Here is a 23,415-nt window from a genome sequence, read left to right as displayed (position 1 = left end):
CTGCCCGCAAATTGCCTGATGCTGATGAGCAGCCACCATGGCATCAACACCATCGAATGACACAGGGAGAATCCCCATGAGCCGGATCCTGATTGCCGGAGCCAGCGGCCTGATCGGTCGCGAACTGGTGCAGCAACTGCCTGCCGAACATGAACTGACCCTGCTCTGTCGCAAGCCGGGCAAGGAGGCGCACCACTGGCTGCCGGTCAATTTTGATGATCTGGCCAGCGTCACCCTCTCCCGCTCGGTGGATATCGCCTTCTGTGCCCTCGGTACCACCCGCAAGGAAGCGGGCTCTGCCGAGGCGTTTCGTCGGGTCGATCTCGACTATGTGGTCGCCTTTGCCGAGCTGGCCCGCCGCCACGGTTGTCAACGGCTCATCGTGGTCTCAAGCATAGGGGCCAGTGCATCGTCCCCGGCTCTCTATCCGCGTACCAAGGGGGAGATGGAGCAGGCCCTGCTGGCCCAATCCTGGCCACGGCTCGCCATCGTGCGGCCCGCCATGCTGCTCGGAGATCGCCAGCCACCGCGCCTCTCCGAGCAGATCTTTCAGACCATCTACCCGCTGTTTCGGCCGCTGCTGGTGGGCAAGCTCGCCCGCTGGCGCGCCATCGAGGCCAGTCAGGTGGCTCGCGCCATGATCGCCCTCTCGAAACTGCCCGCCGGGTGCGAGATTGTCGAGAACGAGCAACTGCTGGCCCTCTGAACCCGGCCTTTTCCACCGCTTTCGCATTCAGTCGTGAAAACAGAAGGGCAAGCCAACCGGCTTGCCCTTTGTTTATCTGTTGGCGAGGTTCCTAACCACCCTGGCCACTATCGGTGGTCAGGAAGAGTGCCATCAACCGCGAATATGGTCGATAAAGGCGTCGATCTGCTCGCGAGTGCAGGCAGGATTCATAAAGACCGCCTTCTCCCCGGCGATGTAGGAGTACTTGCCACGGGCGTCATAGTCGGAATGGGCCACCGCCTCCACCCAGTTGGTGTAGAGCCCCACCTTGCCGCGCCCCTTGAACAGGCTGCGGTGATAGTCAGTATTGCGCTGCAAGCGCGCCTTGTAGGCAGGATCGCCGGAGCGGGCCAGCTCGAAAGCGAACTCGGCCTCCGGATCGCTCACCCACTCGGAGTTGTAGATCTTGAAGCCGACACTCGGCCCCTGATTCTCCTGCGCCACCAGCTTGACGTTGCCAAGCTGACTCAGGCGATAGCGGAAGTAGTTGGCATTTTGCAGGCAGTGGGCCAGCACGGTGCGATATCCCTCGACCCCCATGTAGTTGAGCGCCGCATAGGCACCGAACAGACCGCTCGCGCCGCGGGAGCACTCGATGGTGGATTGCAGGTGGGTCTGGCCCTGAATGTCCCGCTCGAAGTAGGAGAAGTTCTCCGGGTCATTCTCCATCGCCTTGAGGTCATCCTGCTCCTTGATCATCACCAGACTAGAGGTGTAGGGCACATAGCCCCACTTCTGGAAGTCGACGGTAAAGGAGTCGGCATATTTCAGCTCGGCAAAGCGTGCCACGTTGCGCTCGATCCCCGCCAGAGTGGCGCTGTTGATGGCGAGCGGGTTGGCGGCAAAGTCGTAACCCAGGAAGAAGATCATCGACCAGCCGATAGCTGCATCGACGTGGATGTGCGGTTTGACTGCCACCTCGAACTGCTCGCAGAGGCGATTGCGCAGCTCGAACACGGGTTTCACCTGATCCACCCCGAAAGTGTCGGTAGTGCCCATGGTGAGCATGATGGTGGGCACCACGTGTTTCAGGGCAAAACAGGCGGTCAGGGTGCGTTCTAGGTGGTCGAGATCGATGTCGTTGTTCTCCCCCACCTGAATGCGGATGGTCTTGTTCTCGATGTCGACCCCGAGCAGGGAGAGGTTGGTGATGTTGGAGTAGTGGCCGCCCTGGGAGTTGATGATGCGGTAATCCTGATAGTGGCCGAGCCCCTTGTGCTTGGCCTCGGGCAGGCTTTTGCGAATGCCGAGCAGGTAGCCATAGAGGTTACAGAAGGTCCCCCCCTGGGTGAAGATGCCGGTAGCCCGCTCGGGGTCATAGCCTGCCAGCAGCGCAATCTGGCGCACTACCTTCTTCTCCAGCTCCTCGGCGACCCCGGCGTATTCGGAGTAGACCAGATTGGGGTTGGCCAGAATGCCCAGCTGGGCACCGTAAATGGCGGGATCCGCTGACATGGTGATGACGTTCTCGACGCTGGAGGGATTCTCCCAATCCTTCGACAGGGCGGCGGCAAACAGCAGCTCGGCCATCGGCTCGCCCGGGGTGCGCATGGTGGCGGGCACCGGCATGGTCTCGCAGAGATCGGCCAGGCGGGCACGGCCATCAGGCCAGGCGTTCAGGCGGGCATCCGGCGCCAGACCACGGGCCCGAAATTCGTTGAGGGTGGCAAATCCGGGTTCGCGAAAAACGGGCCAGAGATCGGGATTGCGCGAGAAAAAGTTGGCTTTGACTGTGGCGAAACGGGCGGAGAAATCGGGGTGAACGGCATTGACGCTTTCGTCTTGCAAATAAACTAAGTCACTCATTTTTATACCATTAGTACAGCAAATGTGCGGCCGTTATACCCCTGTGCCAGCGGGGCCGACAGTGACAATATCTAATGGCCTACCCTACTTTTTGTCATGTATCAGCCATCACAAGGGCTGGCAAAAAGGCGCCTTTGAGGCGCCTCTTTAGATTTCGTGATCTTGCTCCCATCCTGGCTGACAGCGCCCTCACTAACGGACCGCCATCAGCACAGCGCCCCCTCAACGCAGGGAGGCCAACAGCCACTCGGCAAACTCCGCCAGCTCGCTCTGCTGCTGCGGGAAGGCCGCCAGCCAGGGCTGCAGGCGCGCGGCAACAGCGTCCGGTCGATAGCCACAACCCGCCAGTTCGGCCGCCAGCAGATCAAACGGGGCCGGCTCCAGAGTATCGCTAAAGAGCTGCGCCCGGGTGATAACCCCCTTCTCCACATCAAAGTGCAGCTCCACCCCGCCCCAGCTGAACCGCTCCTCCAGCAGATGGCTGAACGCCGGGGCATGACCGTAGTTCCACTCCCAACTGCGCTGACGGGCGAAGGTCTCGGCAAAACCGGGCAGATCGGGCATCTGCTCGGGGGAGATATGCTCGGGCTCAACTCGCGCGCCGTAATGGTGGAAAAAGGCCTCCTGCAGCGCCTTGCTCACCTGTTGATGGTCGATCCCCGGCAGCAGTTCGCACAGATTGGCCACCCGGCTGCGCACCGAGGTGATCCCCTTGGCCGCCAGCTTCTTGGGGTCGGGGTTGAGGTAGTTGGCAAGGCGGCCGAGATCGGCGTCCAGCAGCAGGGTGCCGTGGTGGAATCCGCGATCCAGAGTCTCCCGATAGGCCGACCCCGATACCTTGCGCTCCCCGTCCGGGGTGGCCACCAGCAGATCGTTGCGACCGGAGGCAAACGCCTCGATCCCCAATCGCTTGAGCCCGTCCAGCACGATGGCGGTGGAGACGCTCTTGTCATACTCCGGCTTGCCCGCCATGAAGGTGAAGCAGCTGTTGCCAAGGTCGTGGAACACGGCGCCGCCACCGCTGCTGCGACGCGCCAGGGTCACCCCGTCCTCTTCCATCCGGCGGGTGTTGCACTCCTTCCACGGATTCTGGGCACGACCAATCACCACGGTATTGGCGTTGCGCCAGAGGAACAGCACCCGCTGGCCGGGGTCCATCTGGCGGAAGATGCACTCCTCAACGGCCAGATTGAACAGGGGATCGTGAGAGTCGGAGACAAGCAGACGCAAGCGGGACATAAAAAGACCTTATCCGGAACTGGGGACAGCATGATAACACTGACGGGGTACCATCACTGAGCCGTTGCACATTAACCGGTGCGCAGCAGCCGCGATACATTTGCGTCACACCTGACTGCCCCATAAAAGTATCTATTGATATAACGACACAGCTTGACGTGCAACCACGGAAAAAATGCAGTCAAGCCACAATGACAACGATAAAAACGGGAAAAAGTGGCTAGAATGCGACCACTTAGATAGGCCATATGACTCTCTTATTGGTCACATAACTTGCAAAAAAGCGGCATGTATCCATCCCGTGTGATGAACGACACAAAAATGACTTTCCAACCCCCCTATACCCCATTGCAAACGCCTTTTCTCCCCTTGCAGGTGACACAAAATTGCTTGAATCTAGCCTAGACACCGCTCCCGAGAGAAACGTTGTATGACGGAGAACGCAGCCCCCCGCCAGCCCCTCAGCTGGTTTCTGCCAATGCTGGTCGGTATGGTCATCGCGACCCTGACCTCTCCCCCCGTGCGAGCCGGCGAGCAGGTCGTCGTCCAGTTGCCGTGGCAACACCAGTTCCAGTTTGCCGGTTACTACGCGGCCATCGCCAAAGGGTTTTATCGGGAGGCCGGTCTGCATGTCACCCTGCGCGAAGCGGACTCCCGCACCGATGTGGTCAGCGAAGTGATCTCGGGAAAGGCCCAGTTTGGCATCAGCGGCAGTGATCTGCTGCTGGATCGGGCTGCCGGTCGTCCGGTGGTGGTGCTCGCCGCCCTGCTGCAGCACTCGCCGCTGGTTTTGCTCACGCTGGATCGGCCAGATATTCGCAACCCGGCCGATCTGGCCAACAAGCGACTGATGCTGGAGCCTGGCTCCAACGAGCTGCTGACCTACCTTTCCCACCATACCCGCAGCCGCGACTGGGTCACCCTTCCCTACAAACAGGGGATTCAGGCACTGCTGGCGGGCAAGGTGGATGCCATCAGCGCCTACAGCACTACCGAGCCCTTCTATCTGCAACAAAAAGGGATCCCCTATCGGGTCTTCAGTCCGCGCACCATCGACTTCGACTTCTACGGCGACAACCTGTTTACCTCCGAGCGGGAGCTGATCACCCGACAGGATCGGGTCTACGCCTTCCAGCAGGCCAGCCTCAAGGGGTGGCGCTATGCGATGGACCACCCCGAAGAGATGATCAACCTCATCATGGAGCAGTACCCGACCGGGGCTGGCCGTGAACAGCTGGAGTTCGAGGCTCGCGAAACCAGAGAGCTGATGCAGCCGGACCTTATCGAACCGGGCTACATGCAGCAGGAGCGCTGGCTGCAGATCGCCAAAACCTATCTGGAGGCGGGCATGCTCACGGTATTGCCCAACCTCGACCGCTTTATCTACGACCCGGCGCAGGAGCGGCTGCGCCAGCAACGGCAACTGCTCGACAAGAGCGTGGCGGTGGCCATGCTTATCACCTTTACCCTGATGACCCTGCTCGGCATCTTCTTGCACCTCTATCTGCGCCTGCGCGAGGAGGCGCGGGATCGCCAGCGGCTGACCCGTGAACTGGCCCAGAGCGAACAGCACTATCGCTTCGTGGCGGAGAACAGTGCCGATGTGATCTGGACCATGGATGCCGCCAGCTTGCGCTTTCGCTACGTCAGCCCGGCCATCACTCCTCTGAGCGGCTACGAGGCCCCAGAGCTGTTTGCCCTGCCCCTCAAACAGCTGCTGCCGGATGCCTCAAGGCAACTGCTGCGCGAGGAGATCTCCGCCACCCTGGAGGCCTGGCAGCGGGGGGAACATGACCAGACTCGCCGGGTCATTCGCACCCAGCTGCGCCACAAGGATGGCCATCTGGTGGCGACCGAGACCATCACCACCCTCCATGGCAACCACAACGCCCAGCCGGAGGCGATCCTCGGGGTCACCCGGGATATCACCGAGCGGGCAGCGCGAGAGGAGATGATGCGCCGCCTCGCCTTCTACGACCCCCTCACCGGGCTGCCCAATCGCCGCTTGCTGCAGCAACGGCTCAAGGAGCTGATTGAGCAGGAGACGCCCCGTCCGCTGGCATTGATGTTTATCGATCTCGATCACTTCAAGCCGATCAACGACACCTTCGGCCATGAGACCGGGGATATTCTGCTCAATATGGTGGCCGAGCGGATGAGCCACTGCGTGCGCAAACAGGATCTGGTGGCACGGCTGGGGGGCGACGAGTTCGTTATCTTGCTGCCGGAGAGTGGCGACGAAGTGCTGGCGGTGGCCGACAAGCTGCACCAGCAGCTGCGCCATCCGTTCCAGCTGGAGGGGCAGGAGCTGCTTATCTCCAGCAGTATCGGGCTGGCGCTCTATCCCGAGCACGGCGAGGATGCCAAAACCCTGATGCACCACGCCGATCAGGCCATGTATCAGGCGAAGAATCGCGGCCGCGGCCGGGTCTGCCTCTATACCGAGGGCCTTGATCCCGAGCAGGGCGCCCTGCTGTGGCAACCCGGCCACGAGTGCGGTCACCCGCGCATCGATGCCGAGCATCGCCAGCTCTTCGTATTGACCAACCGGCTGCTGGAGCGGATGAAAGATCAGCACGAGGATCCGGCCCCGTTTCTGGAGAGTCTGGAGAGCCTGTTCGACATGGCCCGCCATCACTTCGCCTTTGAAGAGCAGATGCTGGCGGAGATCGACTATCGGGAACTCATCAGCCACCGTCAGGATCACCAGCGCCTGCTCAACAAAGCGAGCCAACTGCTGCACGCCGCCAAAGCGGGGAGACTGGGCAACGACGAGCTGCTCAACTTCATCATTCAGGAGCTGGTGGTCGGCCACATGAGTCAGGCGGATCGCCGCTACTTTCCCCTGTTCAGATCTGAGCGCAGCGTGTCGGTTGCGGAGGTGGTCACCTAGTCCCCCCTGTTCAGCCCCGAGCGTAATGCGCCTCTTGCGAAAGGGGCGACCTAATCACCGCGCAGGGCAACCACGGGGTCGAGACGCACCGCCCGCAGCGCAGGAGCGACCCCGGCCAGCAGGCCAACCAGAGCACTGCAACCGAGCGCCAGCAGCAGATAGAGAGGATGGAGGGTGAGCGGCAAGCCGGCCGCCAGCAGGGTGAGCAGCAGCTTGAGCCCCCCTAGCAGGGCCAGTCCCATGGCTCCGCCCAGCAGCGCCAGCACCACGGCTTCGAGCAGGAACAGCAATAGAATGCGCCGCCGCGGACAGCCCAACGCCATCAGCAAACCCACTTCGGGGATCCGCTCCTGCTGGGCGATGCTCATGATGCTGAAGATGCCGACCGCCCCGATCAGCAGCGAGATAATGCCGAGCCCGCCAACCGCCAGCTTGATGATGGAGAGGATTTTGCCGAGGCTGGTCAGCATGTCCTGCTGGGAAGTGAGGGTAAAATCCTCGGCGCCGTGGCGGGCGATCAGCACCTGCCGGATCTGGGCTGTGATGTCGGCCTCCGCCTGCCCGGCGCGATAGATGACGTCGATCTCCTGCAGCCCCTCCTTGTTGAACAGTGCCTGGGCGTGGGCGGCGGGCAGATAGATCATGTCATCCAGATCAAAGCCGAGAAATTGCCCTTTGGGGGCCAGCACCCCGGCCACCCGAAAACGGCGATCACCGGCACGCAGCAAACTGCCAGGTGCATCGCCCCCAGGAAACAGCTCAGCCGCCACCTTGGCCCCCAGCACCGCATAGGCGCGGGGCATGGCACTGTCGTCCGCGGGCAAAAAACGCCCCTGCACCAGGGTGAGGCGCCAGCCTGAGAGTGCCGCTGGGCCGGTGCCCAGAATGGCGGTGCTGCGGGTCAATCCGCGACTGCGCACCTCCCCCTGCCCCTGCACCACCGGCAGCGCCGCCTCTACCCCTGCCAATCTGGCGAGGGCATCGGCGTCCTCCAGCAGCAGGGGACGGCTGCTGGAGAGGATGCCGGGCGGGCCGCCAGCGGTTTCGGTCTTGCCCGGGGTCACGGCGATCAGCCGGGTGCCAAATTGGGAGAAGCTGTCGAGCAGATAGAGCCTGAGCCCCTCGCCGATGCCGGTGAGCAGGGTCACCGAGGCGATCCCGATGGCGATACCCAGCGCCGACAGCAGGCTGCGACTGCGCCCCGCCAGCAAGGCGCGCCAGAGCCAGAACAGCAGATCGGCGGCGCGCATCAGCCACCGCTCCACTGTCCGCTGCGCAGGCTGCTGACCGGATCTTGCCGTGCCGCCCGGGAGGCGGGCAGCCAGCTAAAAAACAGCCCGGTCAGCAGGGCCGCCGGTATGGTGCAGAGAGTCGCGAGCAGAGGAACCGCCGCCGGAAAACTGGGCCAAATCACTCCGGCGAGGGCAACAAGGGCATAGCCCAACACCGTGCCAAACAGCGCGCCACTGCCGCTCAGCAACAGCGCCTCCCACAAAAACAGCTGGCGGATCTGGCGGCTGTCGGCCCCCAGCGCCTTGAGCAGGCCGATCTCGCCGGTGCGCTGGCGGGTGCTGATCAGCGCCAGATTCATCATCATGATGCCGGAGACCAGCAGGCTGATGGCACCGATGCCGGCAACGGCCAGGGTGAGAGTCGAGAGAATGGTGGAGAAGGTAGCCAGCATGGCGTCACGGCGCACCACGGTCACATCGAGTACCCCGTGGCGCGCCTGCATCAGCTGCTCCAGTCGCTTGACCAGCGGGGGCACCGCTTGTCCCGCCAGCGGCTGGATCAGCAGCCGAAACAGCCCCTCGGTGTTGAACAGCCGCATGGCGCTACCCACCGGGATCAGCGCGGCCTCGGCCATATCCATCCCCAGATTGCTGCTCTGGCTGGTGAAGACCCCCACCACCCGAAAGCGACGATTGTCAAAACGCAGCCACTGGCCGACCGGAGCGGCCTGACCAAACAGCTCACGGGCCACCTTGGCCCCGAGCAGGACGGCCGGTCGATCCTCTGCGGCATCCCCCGGCAGCCAGCGGCCGGAGAGCAGCTCCAGCCCGTGGGTATCGCGCAGCCCGTTGCTGCTGCCAAGCAGCATGGTCTGGCGCAACCGCGCCCCCTGTTTGGCCTCGGCAAAGCCCATCACCAGCGGCACCAGCCGCACGTTTGGCTGGTGCTGGCCAAGGTAGTGCATGTCATCGAGGGTGATCTGCCGCAGACTGTTGCCGGTGACCGGCGGCAGCCCGCCGGTGGTCTCCTTGCGGCCCGGGAACATCACCAGCAGATCCTTGCCAAGGGAACTGAACTGGTCGGCCACATAGCGCCTCGCCCCCTCCCCCAGCGCGGTGAGCAGCAGCACCGAGGTGACGCTCAGACTCACCGCCAGGATCAAGACCAGCGCCCGTGAGCGCTGGCGCAGCAGGGCCACGGCGGCAAAGCGGATCACATCGGGGCGCCGCATTCAGCCACCGCCGCTATCAATGTTGATGCGGCCATCGTTCATCAGGATCCGCCTGCCCGCCCGATCACCGAGGCGCGGGTCGTGGGTCACCACCACCAGCGTGATCCCCTGCTCCCGGTTGAGCCCCTCAAGCAGGGTAATCACCTCCTCCCCGGAGCGGGAGTCGAGATTACCGGTGGGCTCGTCGGCCAGGATCAGCCGCGGCGCCATTGCCATGGCCCGGGCGATGGCTACCCGCTGACGCTGACCGCCGGAAAGCTCGGCAGGGCGGTGTCCGGCCCGGTTCTCCAGCCCCAGCTCCCCCAGCAACTGCTGGCTTCGGCGATGGCGCTCGGCGGGGGCGATCCCGCACAGCATCAGCGGCAGCTCGACGTTTTCACGGGCGGTGAGGCGGGAGATAAGGTGAAACGACTGGAACACGAAACCGATGCGATGGCCGCGCAGCTGGGCCAATGCGGGTTCTGACAGGGTAGCGGTGTCCTCCCCACCCAGCCAGTAGCGCCCCTCGTCGGGCCGGTCCAGCAGCCCCAGCACATTGAGCAGGGTCGATTTGCCGGAGCCCGAGGGGCCCATCACCGCCAGATACTCCCCCTCGGCAACCCGCAGGGAAACGCGGTCGAGGGCGGCCACTTCGCTCCCCCCCAGAGTGAAACGACGGCTGACTGCATCAAGGCGAATGAGATCACTCATCCGTCTGCTCCGTGGCGGCGCTGAAAGGGCCCTCCCCGACAATCTGTCCGGGCTGGGCAGCCAGCCGATCACCGGCGGCGAGCCCCTCGGCCACCTCAATCCAGTTCCAGTTCTCCACGCCCCAGCGGGGCACCACCCGCACCAGCTTATCCCCTTCCAGCCGCAGCACACTGCCATCGTCGGCCCGGCTGCTGGCCGCTACCCGCAGCACATCGGTGGCGCGGGTCACCTCGACCTCAAGGTCGGCACTGTAGCCAATAAGCAGGGGCACATCGGTGGGCAGGGCAGTGAGCGCCGCCTCCACCTCCACGGTGCGGGCCTGCTTCTCCAGCTCCTTCACATAGGGGGCGATGCGGGTGACAGTGGCGGCAAAATCGCGCCCGGGCATGGCATCGAGCAGTACCCGGGCTGACTGGCCCACCTTGAGGTGGGCAGCATCCACCTCATCGATGGGGGCTGAGACATACAGACAGTTATCATCGATAAGATCGATCACCGGAGGCATGGCCACTCCGGGCGGTGAGGGGGTCATGTATTCGCCCAGCTTGCTGTTGACCTCCGCCACCACTCCGGCAAACGGCGCCAGCAGGCGGCGCTCGCTCAAGCGGGCCTCCACCTGGGCGACCTGTGCCTCGTCGACCCGCTCCTGCTGACGGGATGCCTGGCAGACATAGCGGCGGGTATCGGCCAGATTCTGGGCCTGCTCGGCGAGGGTGCGGGAGGTGAGGTTTTTGGCCAGCAAGGTGGCCAGCCGGTTGGCCTCCCGCTCGTAGTAGGCCGCCTCGCTGCAACGCTCCTCGCGCTGGGTCTTGCCGAGCGCCTGCTGGGCGCGTGCCCGGGCAAGATCGGCGTGAATATCGTCACTCCAGAGGGTCAGCAGCAGATCACCCCGGGCCACCCGCTCCCCGGCCTTGACGGCGATCTGCTCCACCACGCCGCCACCGGGCAGACTGAGTCCGGCCCGCTGGCACGACTTGATGGTACCGGCCCGGGTGTTGACCACGGTGACCAGCACATCCCCCCGCCCGACCTCAGCCAGCCTGATCGGCGTCGGCTGCGGTCGCCACCACCATGCCAGAGCAGCCACCGCTACCACGGCGCCACTTCCCCACCACAACCAACCTCTCTTCATCGCGCATCCTTTCGCTAGTGACTCCCGTCATGTGCGTCGGGAGAGCAGGGCATAATAGAGCAAGGGTATCACCACCAGGGTGAGCAAAGTGGAGACCAGGATCCCGAAAATCAGGCTGATGGCCAGTCCGTTGAAGATGGGATCATCGAGGATGAACAGGGCTCCGATCATCGCCGCCAGCGCCGTCAGCATGATGGGTTTGGCCCGCACCTGCGCCGCTTCGATTACCGCCTGCTCGAACGCCACCCCGGCGCTGCGCTGCTGCTCGATAAAGTCCACCAGCAGGATGCTGTTGCGTACGATGATCCCGGCCAGGGCGATCATCCCGATCATCGAGGTAGCGGTAAACTGGGCCCCCAGCAGGGCGTGGCCCGGCATCACCCCTATGATGGTGAGCGGAATGGGAGCCATGATGATGAGCGGCACCAGATAGGAGCGGAACTGGGCCACCACCAGCAGGTAGATGAGGATCATCCCCACCCCGTAGGCTAGCCCCATGTCGCGGAAGGTCTCGTAGGTGATCTTCCACTCCCCGTCCCACAACAGCGCCACCTCTCCCAATTTATCGGGCTGCTGCACGTAATATTGGGGCAGGTCGATGTCGGCACCGGCGGCAAACATGCCGTAGAGCGGGCTGTCGGTATGTCCACCCATGTCGGCCACCACCATCACCATAGGCTGCATGTTCTTGTGCATGATATAGCTGGGGGCCACCTCATCACGGCGATTCACCAGCTCGGAGACCCGCACCAGCTGGCCGCTCTGGCTGCGCACCTTGAGGGCCTGCACACCCGCCAGATCCCGTTTGTCACCGGGAGCCAGTTCGATGCGGATCGGCACCGGATACTTGGCACCGTGCCCCTGCAGCCAGCTGGCATCCTGATAACCCACCCCGCCATTGAGGGTGCTCACCAGATCCCCGAGATCGACCCCGAGCAGGGCCGCCTTGCTGCGATCCACCACCAGCCGCCACTTGGGCTGCGGGTCGGTCAGATAGATATCCACATCCACCAGATCCGCCGTGGCCACAAAACGGGCCTGTACGGCGCGAGCGGCCGCTTCGCGGGCGGCCTGAGTCGGGCCATAGACCTCGGCAACGATGGGGGACCAGACCGGCGGGCCGGGCGGCACCTCAACGACTTTCAGGTTGCCCCCTGCCGCACTGGCGATGGCCTGCAGCGGCTCCCGAACCGACTGGGCAATCTGGTGACTGCTGCGATCCCGTTCATGCTTGTCCACCAGATTGACCTGAATATCCCCCACGTTGGCGCCACTGCGGATAAAGTAGTGGCGCACCAGCCCGTTGAAATTGATGGGGGCGGCGGTGCCGGCGTAGATCTGGTAATCCTTCACCTCAGGCACCTTGGCAAGCTCTCGTCCGACCGCCAGCAGGGTGCGCTCGGTCTGCTCCAGGGTCGCCCCCTCCGGCATATCGAGCACCAGCTGAAATTCCGACTTGTTGTCAAAGGGGAGCATTTTGAGCACCACCCACTGCACCACCGGCATGGCGGTGGCCGCCCCGACCAGCAGCAACACCGCCAGCCAGAGTTTGCGTCTGGCGCGCTTGGCGCCATCACCGATCAGGAAAGGGGTCATTAGCCGGTGAAAGAGACCCGCCTTGGCCTCGCCGTGGGCACCGTGCACCTCCCCCTTGAGCAAATGGCTCGCCAGCCAGGGAGAGAAGATAAAGGCCACCAGCAGGGAGATAAGCATCCCCATGCTGGCATTGATGGGGATGGGGCTCATGTAAGGGCCCATCAGGCCACTGACAAAGGCCATCGGCAGCAGGGCCGCGATGACGGTCAGGGTCGCCAGTATGGTCGGCCCGCCCACCTCGTCCACCGCCCCCGGAATAAGATCCTTGAGTGCCCCCTTGCCCAAACCGCGATGGCGGTGGATGTTCTCCACCACGACTATGGCGTCATCCACCAAGATGCCGATGGAGAAGATCAGCGCGAACAGCGACACCCGGTTGAGGGTAAAGCCCCAGGCCCAGCTGGCAAACAGGGTCAGTGCCAGGGTGATGACGATGGCAACCCCCACCACCAGCGCCTCGCGCCACCCCATGCTCACCAGTACCAGCAGCACCACCGCCGTGGTGGCAAAAATCAGCTTGCCGATGAGGGTGTTGGATTTGGTCTCAGCGGTGACGCCGTAGTCACGGGTCACCGTCACCTCGACGCCAGCCGGGATGAGTCGATTCTTGAGGCTCTCGACCCGTTCTTCCACCCTCTTGGCCACCTCGACCGCGTTTTGGCCCGGCTGCTTGCCGATGGCCAGGGTCACCGCCGGATAACTGGCCTGCCCCAGCCCCATCCAGCTGCGCTTGGTCGGGGTCTCCTGACCCAGAGAGACCTTGGCCACCTCCCCCAGATAGACCGGCTTGCCGTCGTGCAGCCCCACTACCAGCTCGCGGGCCTGCTGATCGTTTTGCAGGAACTGCCCGACCTGCACCTTGATCTCCCGGCTATCTTGCTCGATGGCCTGTGTCGGGCCCACCTGATTGGCGGCCGCAAGTCGCTGGCTCAGCTCACCCCAGCTGATGCCATGGGCGCTGAGGGCCGCCGGATCCGGTATCACCCGCAGCACGGCGCTCTGGCTGCCCAGCGTGTAAATATCGCGGGTACCGGGAATGCGCTTGAGTTCGGTCTCCAGCTCATGGGCGACCAGGGTCAGTTCGGGAGCCCCCAGTTGCTTGCTCCCCTCTTTGCTCCATAAGGTCAAACTGACGATGGGGACATCATCGATCCCCCTCGGTTTCACCAGTGGCTGACCGACTCCGATCCCCTGTGGCAACCAGTCGCGGTTGGAGTCGAGCTGGTTGTTGAGATCGACGATGGCCTGTTCGCGGCTCACCCCCACCTTGAATACCACCACCAGCAGGGCGCCATCGGGTTGGGAAAAAGAGTAGAGGGTATCGATCCCCTTTATCTGGGAAACCACCTGCTCGGCAGGGGTAGTGACGAGAGAGGCCACTTCAGCCGGAGTGGCTCCCGGGAAGGGAATGTAGACATCGGCGAAGGTGACATCGATCTGCGGCTCCTCCTCCTTGGGGGTCACCAGCACCGCAAACAGGCCGAGCAACAGCCCCAACAGCGCCAGCAGCGGCGTGATGGCCGAGCCCTGAAACAGCGCAGCCAGCCGACCGGCAGGCCCCAGCCTCTCCTTGTTGCCGTTCAGCTCGCTACTCATGGGCCACCTCCTGCTGCTGCGCCCAGGCATCGGGAGCCAGCTTGTCACCGGCTTGCAGCCCGGCCAGGATCTCGCACTGTCCCTCGACGCAATGGCCGACCCGCACCGGCGTCAGGGCCCAGCCAGCGGGTTGCTGCAGATAGACGCCGTTGAACTCCCCTTGCCGCAGCAGGGCGCGATCCGGCACCTGCAACACCTGACGCTCACCCTGCTTGAGCTGCACCTTGAGCCACATGCCGGGCAATACCCCGGCGGTTTGCGGCGGCAAGTCGAGGCGCAACCTGAAGGCGTGGCTCTGGCTGTCGGCATAGTTAAAGCGGGTCAATTTGACCGGGGTAACGGTCCTGCCATCGGGCAGCAGCACCTGCACATCCGCAGGCTCACGAGCCAGCGTCAGGGCGGATTGGGGCAACTCCACCTCCACCCGCAAGGTGTCGAGAGAGAAGCCGGAGAGCAGCGGGGTACCGGGGGCGACAGTCTCCCCCAGCTCTACCAGCCTCTTGGTCACTACCCCTGCATAGGGAGCCAGAATGCGGGTATAACCGTAGGCCTCGCGGGCCTGAGTGAGAGCCGCATCGGCAGCGTTCACCTCGGCGCGGGCGGCGCGATCAGTCGCCTGGGCATTGTCGAGCTGGGCGCGGGTGATCACCCCCTTGGCAATCAGCGCCTGAAAGCGGGCGAGCTGGCGCTCGGCTTCCACTTGCTGGGCCTGCGCCCGCGCCAGCCGCGCCTCGGCCCCCGTGACGGCGGCAAACTGCTCTTTGCCGCTGATCTCCAGCAGCGGTTGCCCCGCCTGCACCTGATCGTTCACATCCACCAGCATGCGGGAGACCCGGCCGCTGGTCTGGGCCGCCACCGTCCCCTGATTGATGGCACTGACGGTACCATCCAGCGTCAGCCAGTCGGCAACCTGACGGGGAACCAGAGTCAGGGTGGCATCACCATTCGCCTCGGTAGACCATGTCATCGGAGAGACAAGAACGGAGGTCACAGCCAGCATGGCGGCCCCCAGCAAGCGGATCTGTTCCATGATATTCCTCCTTCCCCGACACCAAGGGCAATCCATTCAGGCAGAGCGGGGGGGGCAGCGCTTCTCCCGCACCTTCACCAAGACCCGATCAACAAGCAAAATCCCGGCCACCATGGCCGCAATAAACAACAGTATCATGGGCTGGCCACTGGAAATGAGACTCAAGGCAGGCCCCGGGCAGATACCCACCAATCCCCAGCCGATACCGAACAGCGCGGCCCCACCGATCAGACGACGATCCAGCCGAGGGGCCGGTACGGCAGCGATGGGCTCCCCCAGCACACTCTGGCGACGAGGTTTCACCAGCAGAAAATAACCCGGCATAAAGACCAGCAGAGCGCCCCCCATCACGAAGGCGAGGCTGGGATCCCAGGCCCCGGCCAGCTCGAGAAAACCGGTGACCCGGGCGGGATCCACCATGCCGGAGATGGCCATCCCCAGTCCAAACAGCAGGCCCGCAAACAAACTTGTCAGCAATTTCATGGCGATCAGTCCCTTACAGCAGATGATGAGTGACAAAGACGGTGATAAAGCCTGCCGCCATAAAGGTCAGGGTGGCGACGATGGAGCGCAGGGAGAGCCGCCCCATGCCACAGATGCCGTGGCCACTGGTACAGCCATTGCCGACACGGGTACCGATGCCAACCAGCAGACCGGCCAGTAGCACAACGGGCCAGCCGGGCAGCGTGGTGAATGCAGGCATGGTGGCCCAGCCCAGGGTCAGCGCCAACCAGGCACCCGCCCCGAGCCCCAGCAGAAACAGCACCCGCCACGGCGAACGGTGTTGCAGCGCACCGGCCAGAATACCGCTGATCCCGGCCACCCGGCCGTTGAACAACATCAGGATCAGGGCCGACAGCCCCGCCAGCATGCCACCGCCCAAAGAGAGCAGCCATTGGCTTTCCATCATCAAGATTCCTTATTTTCTGAGTGACAAAAATGGGTTTGCAGCGCGCCCAACACATCGGCGGCCGCCTCGCTCACCAGCGAGTAGTAGATCTGCTGGGAGACCTTGCGCGAACGGATCAGGCCGTAGCGCTTCAATACCGAAAGTTGCTGGGAGAAGGCCGACTGCCCGAGTTGGCTATGGGCCAGCAGCTCCCCGACCCCCTTCTCCCCCTCCACCAGCTGGCAGAGCACCATCAGGCGTTCGGGATGAGCCAACGCCTTGAGCAGGGAGGCGGCGGCTGTCGCATGTCTGTTCATCTCGTCGAATTGGCTCATAAGAGTAAATTAGCAATTGCTGATATTTGTTCTATTGTATAAAACAACACTAAATTAGCAACATCTAAAGTAGATAAGGAGAAGGACCATGACAGTAGATAACGGAGTCAGAATCGTCGCGGGTTGCATGTTGCTGCTCTCGCTAGTCCTTACCGCCTGGGTTCATCCGGGCTTTGTCTGGTTGAGTGCCTTTGTCGGGGTCAACCTGATCCAAAGCGCGTTCACCGGTTTCTGTCCGGCCGCTATGCTCCTCAAGCGCCTGGGGCTGAAGTAACAGGTCGCGCAAGACAGGGGCGGTCCTGCTAGCGGGGCGTCATCGCGCGGCGATGGCTATCGTCGCTCCCTGATGCTTATGGAGGTAGCCAGTCGGCCCCATTATTGACAAACTTGTATCTAAATGTTGCTGGAAGGTCGATAAGGCTTTACCTCACCGCTCTGGATGAGTACCATTTTGCCGTTCTTAACACAGCGGAGACCATCAGTGGGCAACTCATCAAGTGACAGTTGTAGACCGACCCTCATCGTCGGTACCAAGGTCGCGAGCTAGCCGCAGGTCTTTCTCTGCCGCATGCTCGCAACCCTGCGAGAAGCGGAAATCCACTCCCCTCTTCTCCCTTTTTACACTTGACGTCTGGCAACCAGAGGCCAACCGCCACGGTCGCCATGCCTGCATAGTTTCTGCTTCCCACAAGGAGGCTGCTATGCGTTTTATCTCAATCAAACCGGCTGCGGATCGCGCGGTAGCAACAGGTTCTGTTGCTACCCGGGCTCACCCCCTGTTGAGCCGGCTCGGCCGTGGCATGCTGCCACGCTGGCTGGGCGGCAAACCGCGCCAGCACCACTATAGGCTGCAGATCCGTTGCGAGGATCGCGCCGATATGGAGCAAGTGCTGGATATGGTGAGCCACACCCTGCAACCGGCCGGACTGCAACCGATGCAATCGATGAAACCGGGTCGCAGCGGCGGGCGAGAGCTGGTGCTCAATGTGCACTGCACTCCACCCCAGCGCCGCTATCTGGTGCAGTTTGTTCATCAGGTCGGAGTAGCGCATCCGGTGCGCTGGGAGCTGCGTCCGCGCATCGACACGGCTCCCGAACTCAACTGACGCGCATCCTGCTGCACTAACGACCGTTCAAGGGGCCAGCCACGCTGGCCCCACTTGTTGCGTCCTCTCCGAGCGTCAGGGCATCTGATGATGCTCGCGCCCCGGAAGCTAAACCCGGGACGCTGCGTTTTTCTGCTGGCCATCCGCTCAATCCCCCTCTGATCCATCCGCCACCCGGCGTTTCATCATGGATTGTGCCAAGCCAGCTTTCATAAGAAGGAGTACGCCATGAAGATGTGGCAACAACTAGACATGCTCTCACTGCTCGACACTCTGGCCAGCCTGCTGCTCGCCTTTGTGCTCGGCAGTCTGGTCGGGCTGGAGCGCCAGTACCGCCAACGTACCGCGGGCCTGCGCACCAACGTGCTGGTCGCCGTGGGAGCCGCCCTGTTCGTCAGCCTGGCCCAGCGAATCTATGACCTGCACGGCGGCAACTACAACGTGGTCCATGTGGTGGCCTATATTGTCTCCGGCATCGGCTTTCTCGGCGCCGGCGTCATCATGCGCGAGTCGGGCAATATCCGCGGCATCAACACCGCCGCCACCCTCTGGGGCGTGGCAGCGGTCGGCGCCGCCTGTGGCGCAGGGCTCGCCATGGAAGCAATCCTGGGCGCGTTATTCGTGCTGGCCGCCAACACCCTGCTGCGACCACTGGTCAACCAGATCAACCGTCGCCCGGTAGACAATCTGGATACTGAAGTCACCTACAAGGTGACTGCCCTGACCCCCCGTGAGCATCAAAAGGAGGTGCTGCACTGGCTCGAGGAGATGCTGGAGCAGGCCAACTATCCCATGAGCGAGCTCGACATCGAGCCATTTGGCGAGAGGGATCTGGAGATCTCGGCGGTGCTGCTGGCCACCTCCATTGATGGCGACGAACTGGATGCCCTGATGGTGAAACTCGGCATTCATCCCCATATCAAGCAGATATTCTGGCGCGCCAGTACCACAGACTGAGCTGCCGGTCAGAGGAACGAGCCACCCGCCCACAGCAAAAAGCCCCGCCAGCAATGGCGGGGCTTTTTCATATGGATGAGCGAAGAGTGGCTAGCGGCGGCTGCGCCAGCGCACCCTGGGGGTGATCACCTGGGCGGTCTGTGCGGGAGGACTGCCCGCTATCAGTTGCTGCATCAGCTCGAAAGCGGCGAGGGCCAGCGCCGGACAATCCTGCGCCACCGAGTCGATGCGCATGGGAATGCAGTCGAGCAAGTCGTGATCATCGAAGGTACACAGCCGCATCCCTGTCTCCATCAACCCCGCCTCGTTGAGGTAGCGCAGTACCCCTTCCAGCAGGGTAAAGGAGGCGGTAAAGAGCCCCCTGGGGGGGGCTCCCAGCTCGGCCACCAGCTCGGCCATCAGCTGATAACCGGAGCTCGGCTGGTAGTCGCGATGACGCACCCTTGCTGCATCGGCTTCAAAACCGGCGCGATGGAGCCCCAGCTCATAGCCCGCCAGCCGGTGACGGCTGGGGGAGAGATCCAGCAAACCGCCGAAGTAGTAGATCTGCTCGCCGCACTCGCTGGCCATATCCCGCACCAGCTCGGCGGTGGCCTTGCAGGCATCGGAGATCACCATGGGCAGGCGCGACTCGCCAATATGGCGGTCGAGCTGCACCACCGGCAGGCGGTCGTGGATGCGGGCATAGATGTCATCGCTGTGGCCGCTGGAGGCGACAATCAGCCCATCCACCTGACGGCTGATGAGGTTGTCCACCACCCGCTGCTCGAGGGCGGGATCATCCTCGGAGCAGGCGATCAGCAGCTGGATACCCGCCTCCCGGCAGTGCGCCTCGAGGGCGCGGGCGATGCGGGCAAAACCGAAGTTGGTGAGATCGGGGATCACCAACCCCCAGGTGTAGCTGCGGGTCTCGCGCAGGGAGCGGGCATGAAAGCTCGGCAGGTAGTGACACTCCTCCGCCACCGCCTGAATGCGCTTGCGGGTATCATCGGCAATGCGGTACTCCGCACTCTTCCCGTTGAGCACCAGACTGGCGGTCGCCTTGGACACCCCCGCCAGTTCGGCGATCTGGGCAATCGTGATCCGTTTCTTCTTCTCCACCTGGCCTCCCGGCTGACTAGAACCGGGCTATTGTACTAGGCATGCCGACAGCGGCCAGTGATTGAGGCAAATTTTGCAGCCATCATCGCCGCTACCTGATGATAGTTGCGGCTTCTCCCCGGGGAAGTAGCGCGCCGACAGGCTGTGGCGACCCTCATCAATGAAACACTCCAGACTGGAGCGATCGCACAGCACGGTGATCCGCCCGCCAGCCCATGGGCTGCTGCGAGTCTCCCACGCTCCGCTCTGCCAGTTCTGGCGCCGCAAGGTGATGCGGTCCGGCTGCCACACCAGCTCGGCCACGGCGCCGAAACAGAGGCTCCCCTCACCGCAGAGATCCAGATCGAGCCAGGCCGAGTCGATGGCCAGCCCCGGAAATTCGCCAAGCGTCCCCTCGAAGCGGGTCAGTTCTCCCTTGAGCGCCGCAAGCTCCGCCACCGGCCGCTGGCAAAGCCACTCATCCTGCCAGAACAGCTCCCGCGGGCAGCTCATCTGGTGGATCCAGCCGTGAGCGACCGTAGGCTGGCTCATCTCGTTCTCCTCCGGCAGACCCAGCCAGCCAAACAGCAAGCGCCGACCCTGGCTATCCAGAGTGGTTTGCGGCGCATAGAACTCAAAGCCCCGGTCCAGCTCGTGGAAAGCCCCGTGCTCGAAGCGCTCGCCGTCGAAGTTGCCAGCCAGCCAGCCGCACTGGTAGAGGTTGCGATAGTCCTCGCCTGCCGGGGCAATCCCCTGCGGGCAGCTGATCAGCACATGGCGTTCCCCCAGCGGGAAGAGATCCGGGCACTCCCACATATAGCCAAACTCACCCAGCCCCCCTCGCCCGCTACCGGCGATGGGGCCCACCCGATGCCAGCTTTGCAGGGTCTCGCCGCGATAGAGCAGCACTTCCCCCTTGTCATCCAGGGTGCGGGCTCCCAGCACCATCAGCCACTGCTGGCCGTCGTACCACACCTTGGGGTCGCGCACGTGGCCGCTGTAGCCTTCGGGCAGATCCAGCACGGGCCCCAGCTTCTCGAAGCCCCCCTCACCGTCGGCCCGGGCCAGACACTGATAGGCGGTGCGGCTGCCGTCCGGGTATTTGACATTGCCGGTGTAGATGAGGGTCAAACACCCCTGCTCGTCGCTCACCGCAGAGCCCGAATAGCAGCCGTGGCTCTCATAGGCTTCGGTGGGCAACAGCGCCACCGGCTCGTGCTGCCAATGCAGCAGATCGGTGGAGGTGACATGCCCCCAGCCCTTGTTGCGGTGCTCGCAACCGAGCGGGTTCCACTGGTAGAAAAGATGGTAGCGCCCGTCGTGCTCGATAAAGCCGTTGGGATCGTTAAGCAGCCCCACCGGGGCTGCCAGATGCCAGCGGGGCCGATGGGGATCGGCCGCAGCCTTGAGCTGTCCGGCCAGCAACGACCGGACAATCTGGTTGAGAAGATCGCTTTCCTTCATCACTCCACCTTGTACTTGAGCAGGTAGGAAGCGGCGAAGGCGGCGCCAAAGGCGATCACCAGCCCGATGATGTAATGAATAAGGCTCATGGGCTGGACGATGGCCATGCCGGGAATACCGGTCAGCCCCACCGCCGTCATCCCCACCTTGGCTGCCACCACGTAGGCGCCGCCGCAGGCCCCGCCAAACAGACCGGCGAGGAAGGGTTTGATATAGCGCAAGTTCACCCCAAAGATTGCCGCTTCCGTGATACCCAGCAGGCAGGACATGGCCGCCGGCACGGTAATGGCCTTGATCTTCACATCGCGGGTCTTGAAATAGACCGCGAGGCAAGCCCCGCCCTGTGCCACGTTGGCCATGGCCCAGATGGGCAGCAGGAAGTTGACGCCAATTTGCGGATTGGCCAGCAGCCCCGCCTCGATGGCATGGAAGCTGTGATGAATGCCGGTGATGACGATCAGCGAGTAAGTGCCGCCAAATACCAGCCCCGCCAGCCAGCCAGCCTGCTCATAGAGGGCGCTTAGGCCGAACGAGATGCCATCCCCCAGCACCCGCCCCGCCGGGCCGATAAAGAGCAGCGCCACGAAGCCGGTGATGATGACGGTGAGAAACGGCGTGAGGATCAGATCCAGCGCATCCGGAATGCGCTTGCGCAGCTGTTTCTCCAGATGGGACATAAACCAGACCGCCAAGAGCACCGGGAAGACGGTGCCCTGATAGCCGATCATCGCGACATCGAGCCCGAAGAAGTCCATGGTCTTGAAGCCACCGGCCACGCCCCAGGCGTTGGTTAGCGCCGGGTGGGTGAGAATGCCGCCAAGGGTCGCCCCGAGGTACGGATTGCCGCCAAACTCCCGCGCTGCCGTAAAACCGATGAGGATCGGCAATATGATAAAGGCCGCCGAGCTGAACATGTCGAGCATCACAAACAGAGCGCTGTCGGCATTGGCCCAGCCGTAGGTGCGCACCATGCCGAGCAGCCCCATCAGCAGGCCCGAGGCGACGATGGCCGGAATGATCGGCACGAAGATGTTGGAGAGGGTTCGCGCCAACCGTTGGGCCACGTTGAGCTTGGCCGCCGCCATGTCGGTCAGCTCCGCCTTGCTGGCGGTGCCGGTACCGGTCAGCGCCACAAACTCCGCATAGACCTTGTTGACCAGACCGGTGCCGAAGATCACCTGAATTTGGCCCGCGTTGCTAAAGCACCCCTTGACCCCCTCCAGCTTGTCGATGGCGGCCTTGTTTACCTTGCTGTCATCGGCCAGCACCAACCGCAGCCGGGTGGCGCAGTGGGCAGCGCTGACAATGTTCTCCTTGCCCCCGAGCAGGGGCACCAGATCCTTGGCTATCGCACTGATATTCATATTCTTCCTCTTATGACCCGCCACGCTGGCGGGTCCTTGTCACATGAGAGTAGGGGCTGTCGAGCCGGGCTTCTAGCCGCAGTTCAACACCCGCTTGCGCCTGATCGCAAAAAGGCATCCAGTTCGGAGCGGGTCGGCAGCGCCGTCATCGCCCCCTTGGCGGTAGTGGCGAGCGCCCCGCAGCCGTGAGCCTGAGCCAGAATGGCGGGCAACTCGGCCAGAGTCGGCAGCGACGAGCGCCCGGCCAGCGCCGCCAGCAGACCGGCGACGAAGGCATCCCCCGCCCCCGTGGTGTCGATGGGCGTCACTTTCTGCCCCACCCACTCCAGCAACTCGCCATCAAGGTGAGCCACCACACCGGCCGCCCCTCTGGTCACCAGCACCAGCGCCGGGCCAGAGAGAGTTGCAAGCCCGGCGACCAGTTCATCCTCGCCGCTCAGCAGTTGCAGCTCCTCGATGGAGAGCTTGACCACATCCGCCTGTGCAATGGCCTGACGCACCAGCGGCAGCATCTCGGTGGGGTTGCCCCACACCTCGGGGCGCAGGTTGGGGTCGAAGCAGACCCGCCCGCCTACCGCCTTGATGGCTGCCATGGCCTGCAGGCAGCTGGTGCGTACCGGCTCGTTGGCGAGCGCGATGGAGCAGGTGAGCAACCACTGACCGGCATCGAATTGGGGCAACTCATTTGGGGTGAGGAACTGGTCGGCACTGGGGCGCACCATAAAGGTGAAGCTGCGCTCCCCCTCGTCATCCAGTTCTACCAGCACGGTCGAGGTGCGATGGTCAGGATCGAGCCGCAGCGCGGCCACATCCACCCCCTCCCCGCTCAGGGTGTCGGCCATAAAGCGGCCGAACGGGTCAGCACCAACCCGACCGATAAAGGCCGCATCGCCGCCCAGCCGTGCCACGCCAACCGCCACATTGGCGGGCGCGCCACCCGGACACTTGAGGTAGTGCAACGCCCCTTCCGGGATCAAATCCACCACCGCATCCCCCATTACCCACACACGATTCGTCACCTTGCTACTCCACTGCTGCATCGGATCC

The 23,415-nt window shown here is 63.3% G+C and carries 20 protein-coding genes; 5 read left to right on the top strand and 15 right to left on the bottom strand.

Features of this window, described 5'->3' with window-relative positions:
* Positions 1 to 76 precede the first annotated feature (76 nt).
* On the top strand, positions 77 to 706 hold the full coding sequence (locus G5253_RS04260) for an NAD(P)H-binding protein (RefSeq protein WP_118854053.1): 630 nt from the start codon (positions 77 to 79) through the stop codon (positions 704 to 706).
* A gap of 132 nt (positions 707 to 838) precedes the next feature.
* Here the strand turns inward: G5253_RS04260 and G5253_RS04255 are convergent, their stop codons facing one another.
* The gene (locus G5253_RS04255) at positions 839 to 2,533 is read right to left on the bottom strand and encodes a pyridoxal phosphate-dependent decarboxylase family protein (protein WP_118854054.1); all 1,695 of its coding nucleotides are present in this window, start codon (positions 2,531 to 2,533) and stop codon (positions 839 to 841) included.
* A gap of 222 nt (positions 2,534 to 2,755) precedes the next feature.
* Positions 2,756 to 3,772 carry a lipoate--protein ligase A gene (locus tag G5253_RS04250; protein WP_244775083.1) on the bottom strand — a complete coding sequence of 339 codons (1,017 nt, stop codon included), beginning with the start codon at positions 3,770 to 3,772 and terminating at the stop codon, positions 2,756 to 2,758.
* A 430-nt stretch (positions 3,773 to 4,202) separates the two neighbouring features.
* On the opposite strand from G5253_RS04250, the gene G5253_RS04245 reads away from it, so the two are divergent.
* Positions 4,203 to 6,665, top strand: coding sequence for a diguanylate cyclase domain-containing protein (locus tag G5253_RS04245; protein ID WP_410170576.1), 2,463 nt, complete (start codon positions 4,203 to 4,205; stop codon positions 6,663 to 6,665).
* A gap of 50 nt (positions 6,666 to 6,715) precedes the next feature.
* Here G5253_RS04245 and G5253_RS04240 read toward each other — a convergent pair whose 3' ends face one another.
* Genes G5253_RS04240 through G5253_RS04200 form a run of 9 tightly spaced genes read right to left on the bottom strand, consistent with a single transcriptional unit; the run spans position 6,716 to position 16,397 of the window.
* Complete coding sequence (locus G5253_RS04240; protein ID WP_266134444.1) at positions 6,716 to 7,915, bottom strand: ABC transporter permease; 1,200 nt, start codon at positions 7,913 to 7,915, stop codon at positions 6,716 to 6,718.
* Positions 7,915 to 9,129, bottom strand: coding sequence for an ABC transporter permease (locus tag G5253_RS04235; RefSeq protein WP_266134445.1), 1,215 nt, complete (start codon positions 9,127 to 9,129; stop codon positions 7,915 to 7,917). Before G5253_RS04235 ends, G5253_RS04240 begins: the two co-directional genes overlap by 1 nt.
* On the bottom strand, positions 9,130 to 9,819 hold the full coding sequence (locus tag G5253_RS04230; RefSeq protein WP_042080313.1) for an ABC transporter ATP-binding protein: 690 nt from the start codon (positions 9,817 to 9,819) through the stop codon (positions 9,130 to 9,132).
* Positions 9,812 to 10,951 carry an efflux RND transporter periplasmic adaptor subunit gene (locus G5253_RS04225; protein ID WP_266134446.1) on the bottom strand — a complete coding sequence of 380 codons (1,140 nt, stop codon included), beginning with the start codon at positions 10,949 to 10,951 and terminating at the stop codon, positions 9,812 to 9,814. The genes G5253_RS04230 and G5253_RS04225 overlap by 8 nt, the downstream gene beginning before the upstream one ends.
* Before the next feature lie 27 nt (positions 10,952 to 10,978).
* Positions 10,979 to 14,143 carry an efflux RND transporter permease subunit gene (locus G5253_RS04220; RefSeq protein WP_266134447.1) on the bottom strand — a complete coding sequence of 1,055 codons (3,165 nt, stop codon included), beginning with the start codon at positions 14,141 to 14,143 and terminating at the stop codon, positions 10,979 to 10,981.
* The gene (locus tag G5253_RS04215) at positions 14,136 to 15,173 is read right to left on the bottom strand and encodes an efflux RND transporter periplasmic adaptor subunit (protein WP_266134448.1); all 1,038 of its coding nucleotides are present in this window, start codon (positions 15,171 to 15,173) and stop codon (positions 14,136 to 14,138) included. Before G5253_RS04215 ends, G5253_RS04220 begins: the two co-directional genes overlap by 8 nt.
* Positions 15,174 to 15,209: 36 nt before the next feature.
* Positions 15,210 to 15,656 (bottom strand): YeeE/YedE family protein, encoded by a 447-nt coding sequence (locus tag G5253_RS04210; protein ID WP_266134449.1) that lies wholly within the window; start codon positions 15,654 to 15,656, stop codon positions 15,210 to 15,212.
* A 13-nt stretch (positions 15,657 to 15,669) separates the two neighbouring features.
* Positions 15,670 to 16,083: a YeeE/YedE family protein gene (locus tag G5253_RS04205; protein WP_266134450.1), complete on the bottom strand. Its 414-nt coding sequence runs from the start codon at positions 16,081 to 16,083 to the stop codon at positions 15,670 to 15,672.
* A complete protein-coding gene (locus tag G5253_RS04200; RefSeq protein WP_005338008.1) occupies positions 16,083 to 16,397 on the bottom strand; it encodes an ArsR/SmtB family transcription factor in 315 nt (104 codons plus the stop codon). Before G5253_RS04200 ends, G5253_RS04205 begins: the two co-directional genes overlap by 1 nt.
* 88 nt (positions 16,398 to 16,485) lie before the next feature.
* Between G5253_RS04200 and G5253_RS04195 the strand changes: the two genes are divergently transcribed.
* From G5253_RS04195 to G5253_RS04185, 3 genes are all read left to right on the top strand, one after another.
* Positions 16,486 to 16,671 carry a YgaP family membrane protein gene (locus tag G5253_RS04195; protein ID WP_266134451.1) on the top strand — a complete coding sequence of 62 codons (186 nt, stop codon included), beginning with the start codon at positions 16,486 to 16,488 and terminating at the stop codon, positions 16,669 to 16,671.
* A gap of 427 nt (positions 16,672 to 17,098) precedes the next feature.
* A complete protein-coding gene (locus G5253_RS04190; protein ID WP_266134452.1) occupies positions 17,099 to 17,503 on the top strand; it encodes a hypothetical protein in 405 nt (134 codons plus the stop codon).
* Positions 17,504 to 17,731: 228 nt separating this feature from the next.
* The gene (locus G5253_RS04185) at positions 17,732 to 18,460 is read left to right on the top strand and encodes an MgtC/SapB family protein (protein WP_201990472.1); all 729 of its coding nucleotides are present in this window, start codon (positions 17,732 to 17,734) and stop codon (positions 18,458 to 18,460) included.
* A 90-nt stretch (positions 18,461 to 18,550) separates the two neighbouring features.
* Here G5253_RS04185 and G5253_RS04180 read toward each other — a convergent pair whose 3' ends face one another.
* From G5253_RS04180 to G5253_RS04165, 4 genes are all read right to left on the bottom strand, one after another.
* A complete protein-coding gene (locus tag G5253_RS04180; protein ID WP_100654144.1) occupies positions 18,551 to 19,561 on the bottom strand; it encodes a substrate-binding domain-containing protein in 1,011 nt (336 codons plus the stop codon).
* A 27-nt stretch (positions 19,562 to 19,588) separates the two neighbouring features.
* Positions 19,589 to 21,004 (bottom strand): glycoside hydrolase family 32 protein, encoded by a 1,416-nt coding sequence (locus G5253_RS04175; protein ID WP_266134453.1) that lies wholly within the window; start codon positions 21,002 to 21,004, stop codon positions 19,589 to 19,591.
* On the bottom strand, positions 21,004 to 22,368 hold the full coding sequence (locus tag G5253_RS04170) for a sucrose-specific PTS transporter subunit IIBC (RefSeq protein WP_043818633.1): 1,365 nt from the start codon (positions 22,366 to 22,368) through the stop codon (positions 21,004 to 21,006). Before G5253_RS04170 ends, G5253_RS04175 begins: the two co-directional genes overlap by 1 nt.
* Positions 22,369 to 22,451: 83 nt before the next feature.
* Positions 22,452 to 23,408 carry an aminoimidazole riboside kinase gene (locus G5253_RS04165; protein WP_266134454.1) on the bottom strand — a complete coding sequence of 319 codons (957 nt, stop codon included), beginning with the start codon at positions 23,406 to 23,408 and terminating at the stop codon, positions 22,452 to 22,454.
* Positions 23,409 to 23,415: the final 7 nt, after the last annotated feature.

Origin of the sequence: Aeromonas sp. 602658 (assembly GCF_049173005.1) — a bacterium.
In the GTDB taxonomy this organism is placed as follows: domain Bacteria; phylum Pseudomonadota; class Gammaproteobacteria; order Enterobacterales; family Aeromonadaceae; genus Aeromonas; species Aeromonas veronii_A.
Note: the sequence above shows the minus strand (reverse complement) of the source record. Positions and strands in the feature narration are given on the sequence as shown.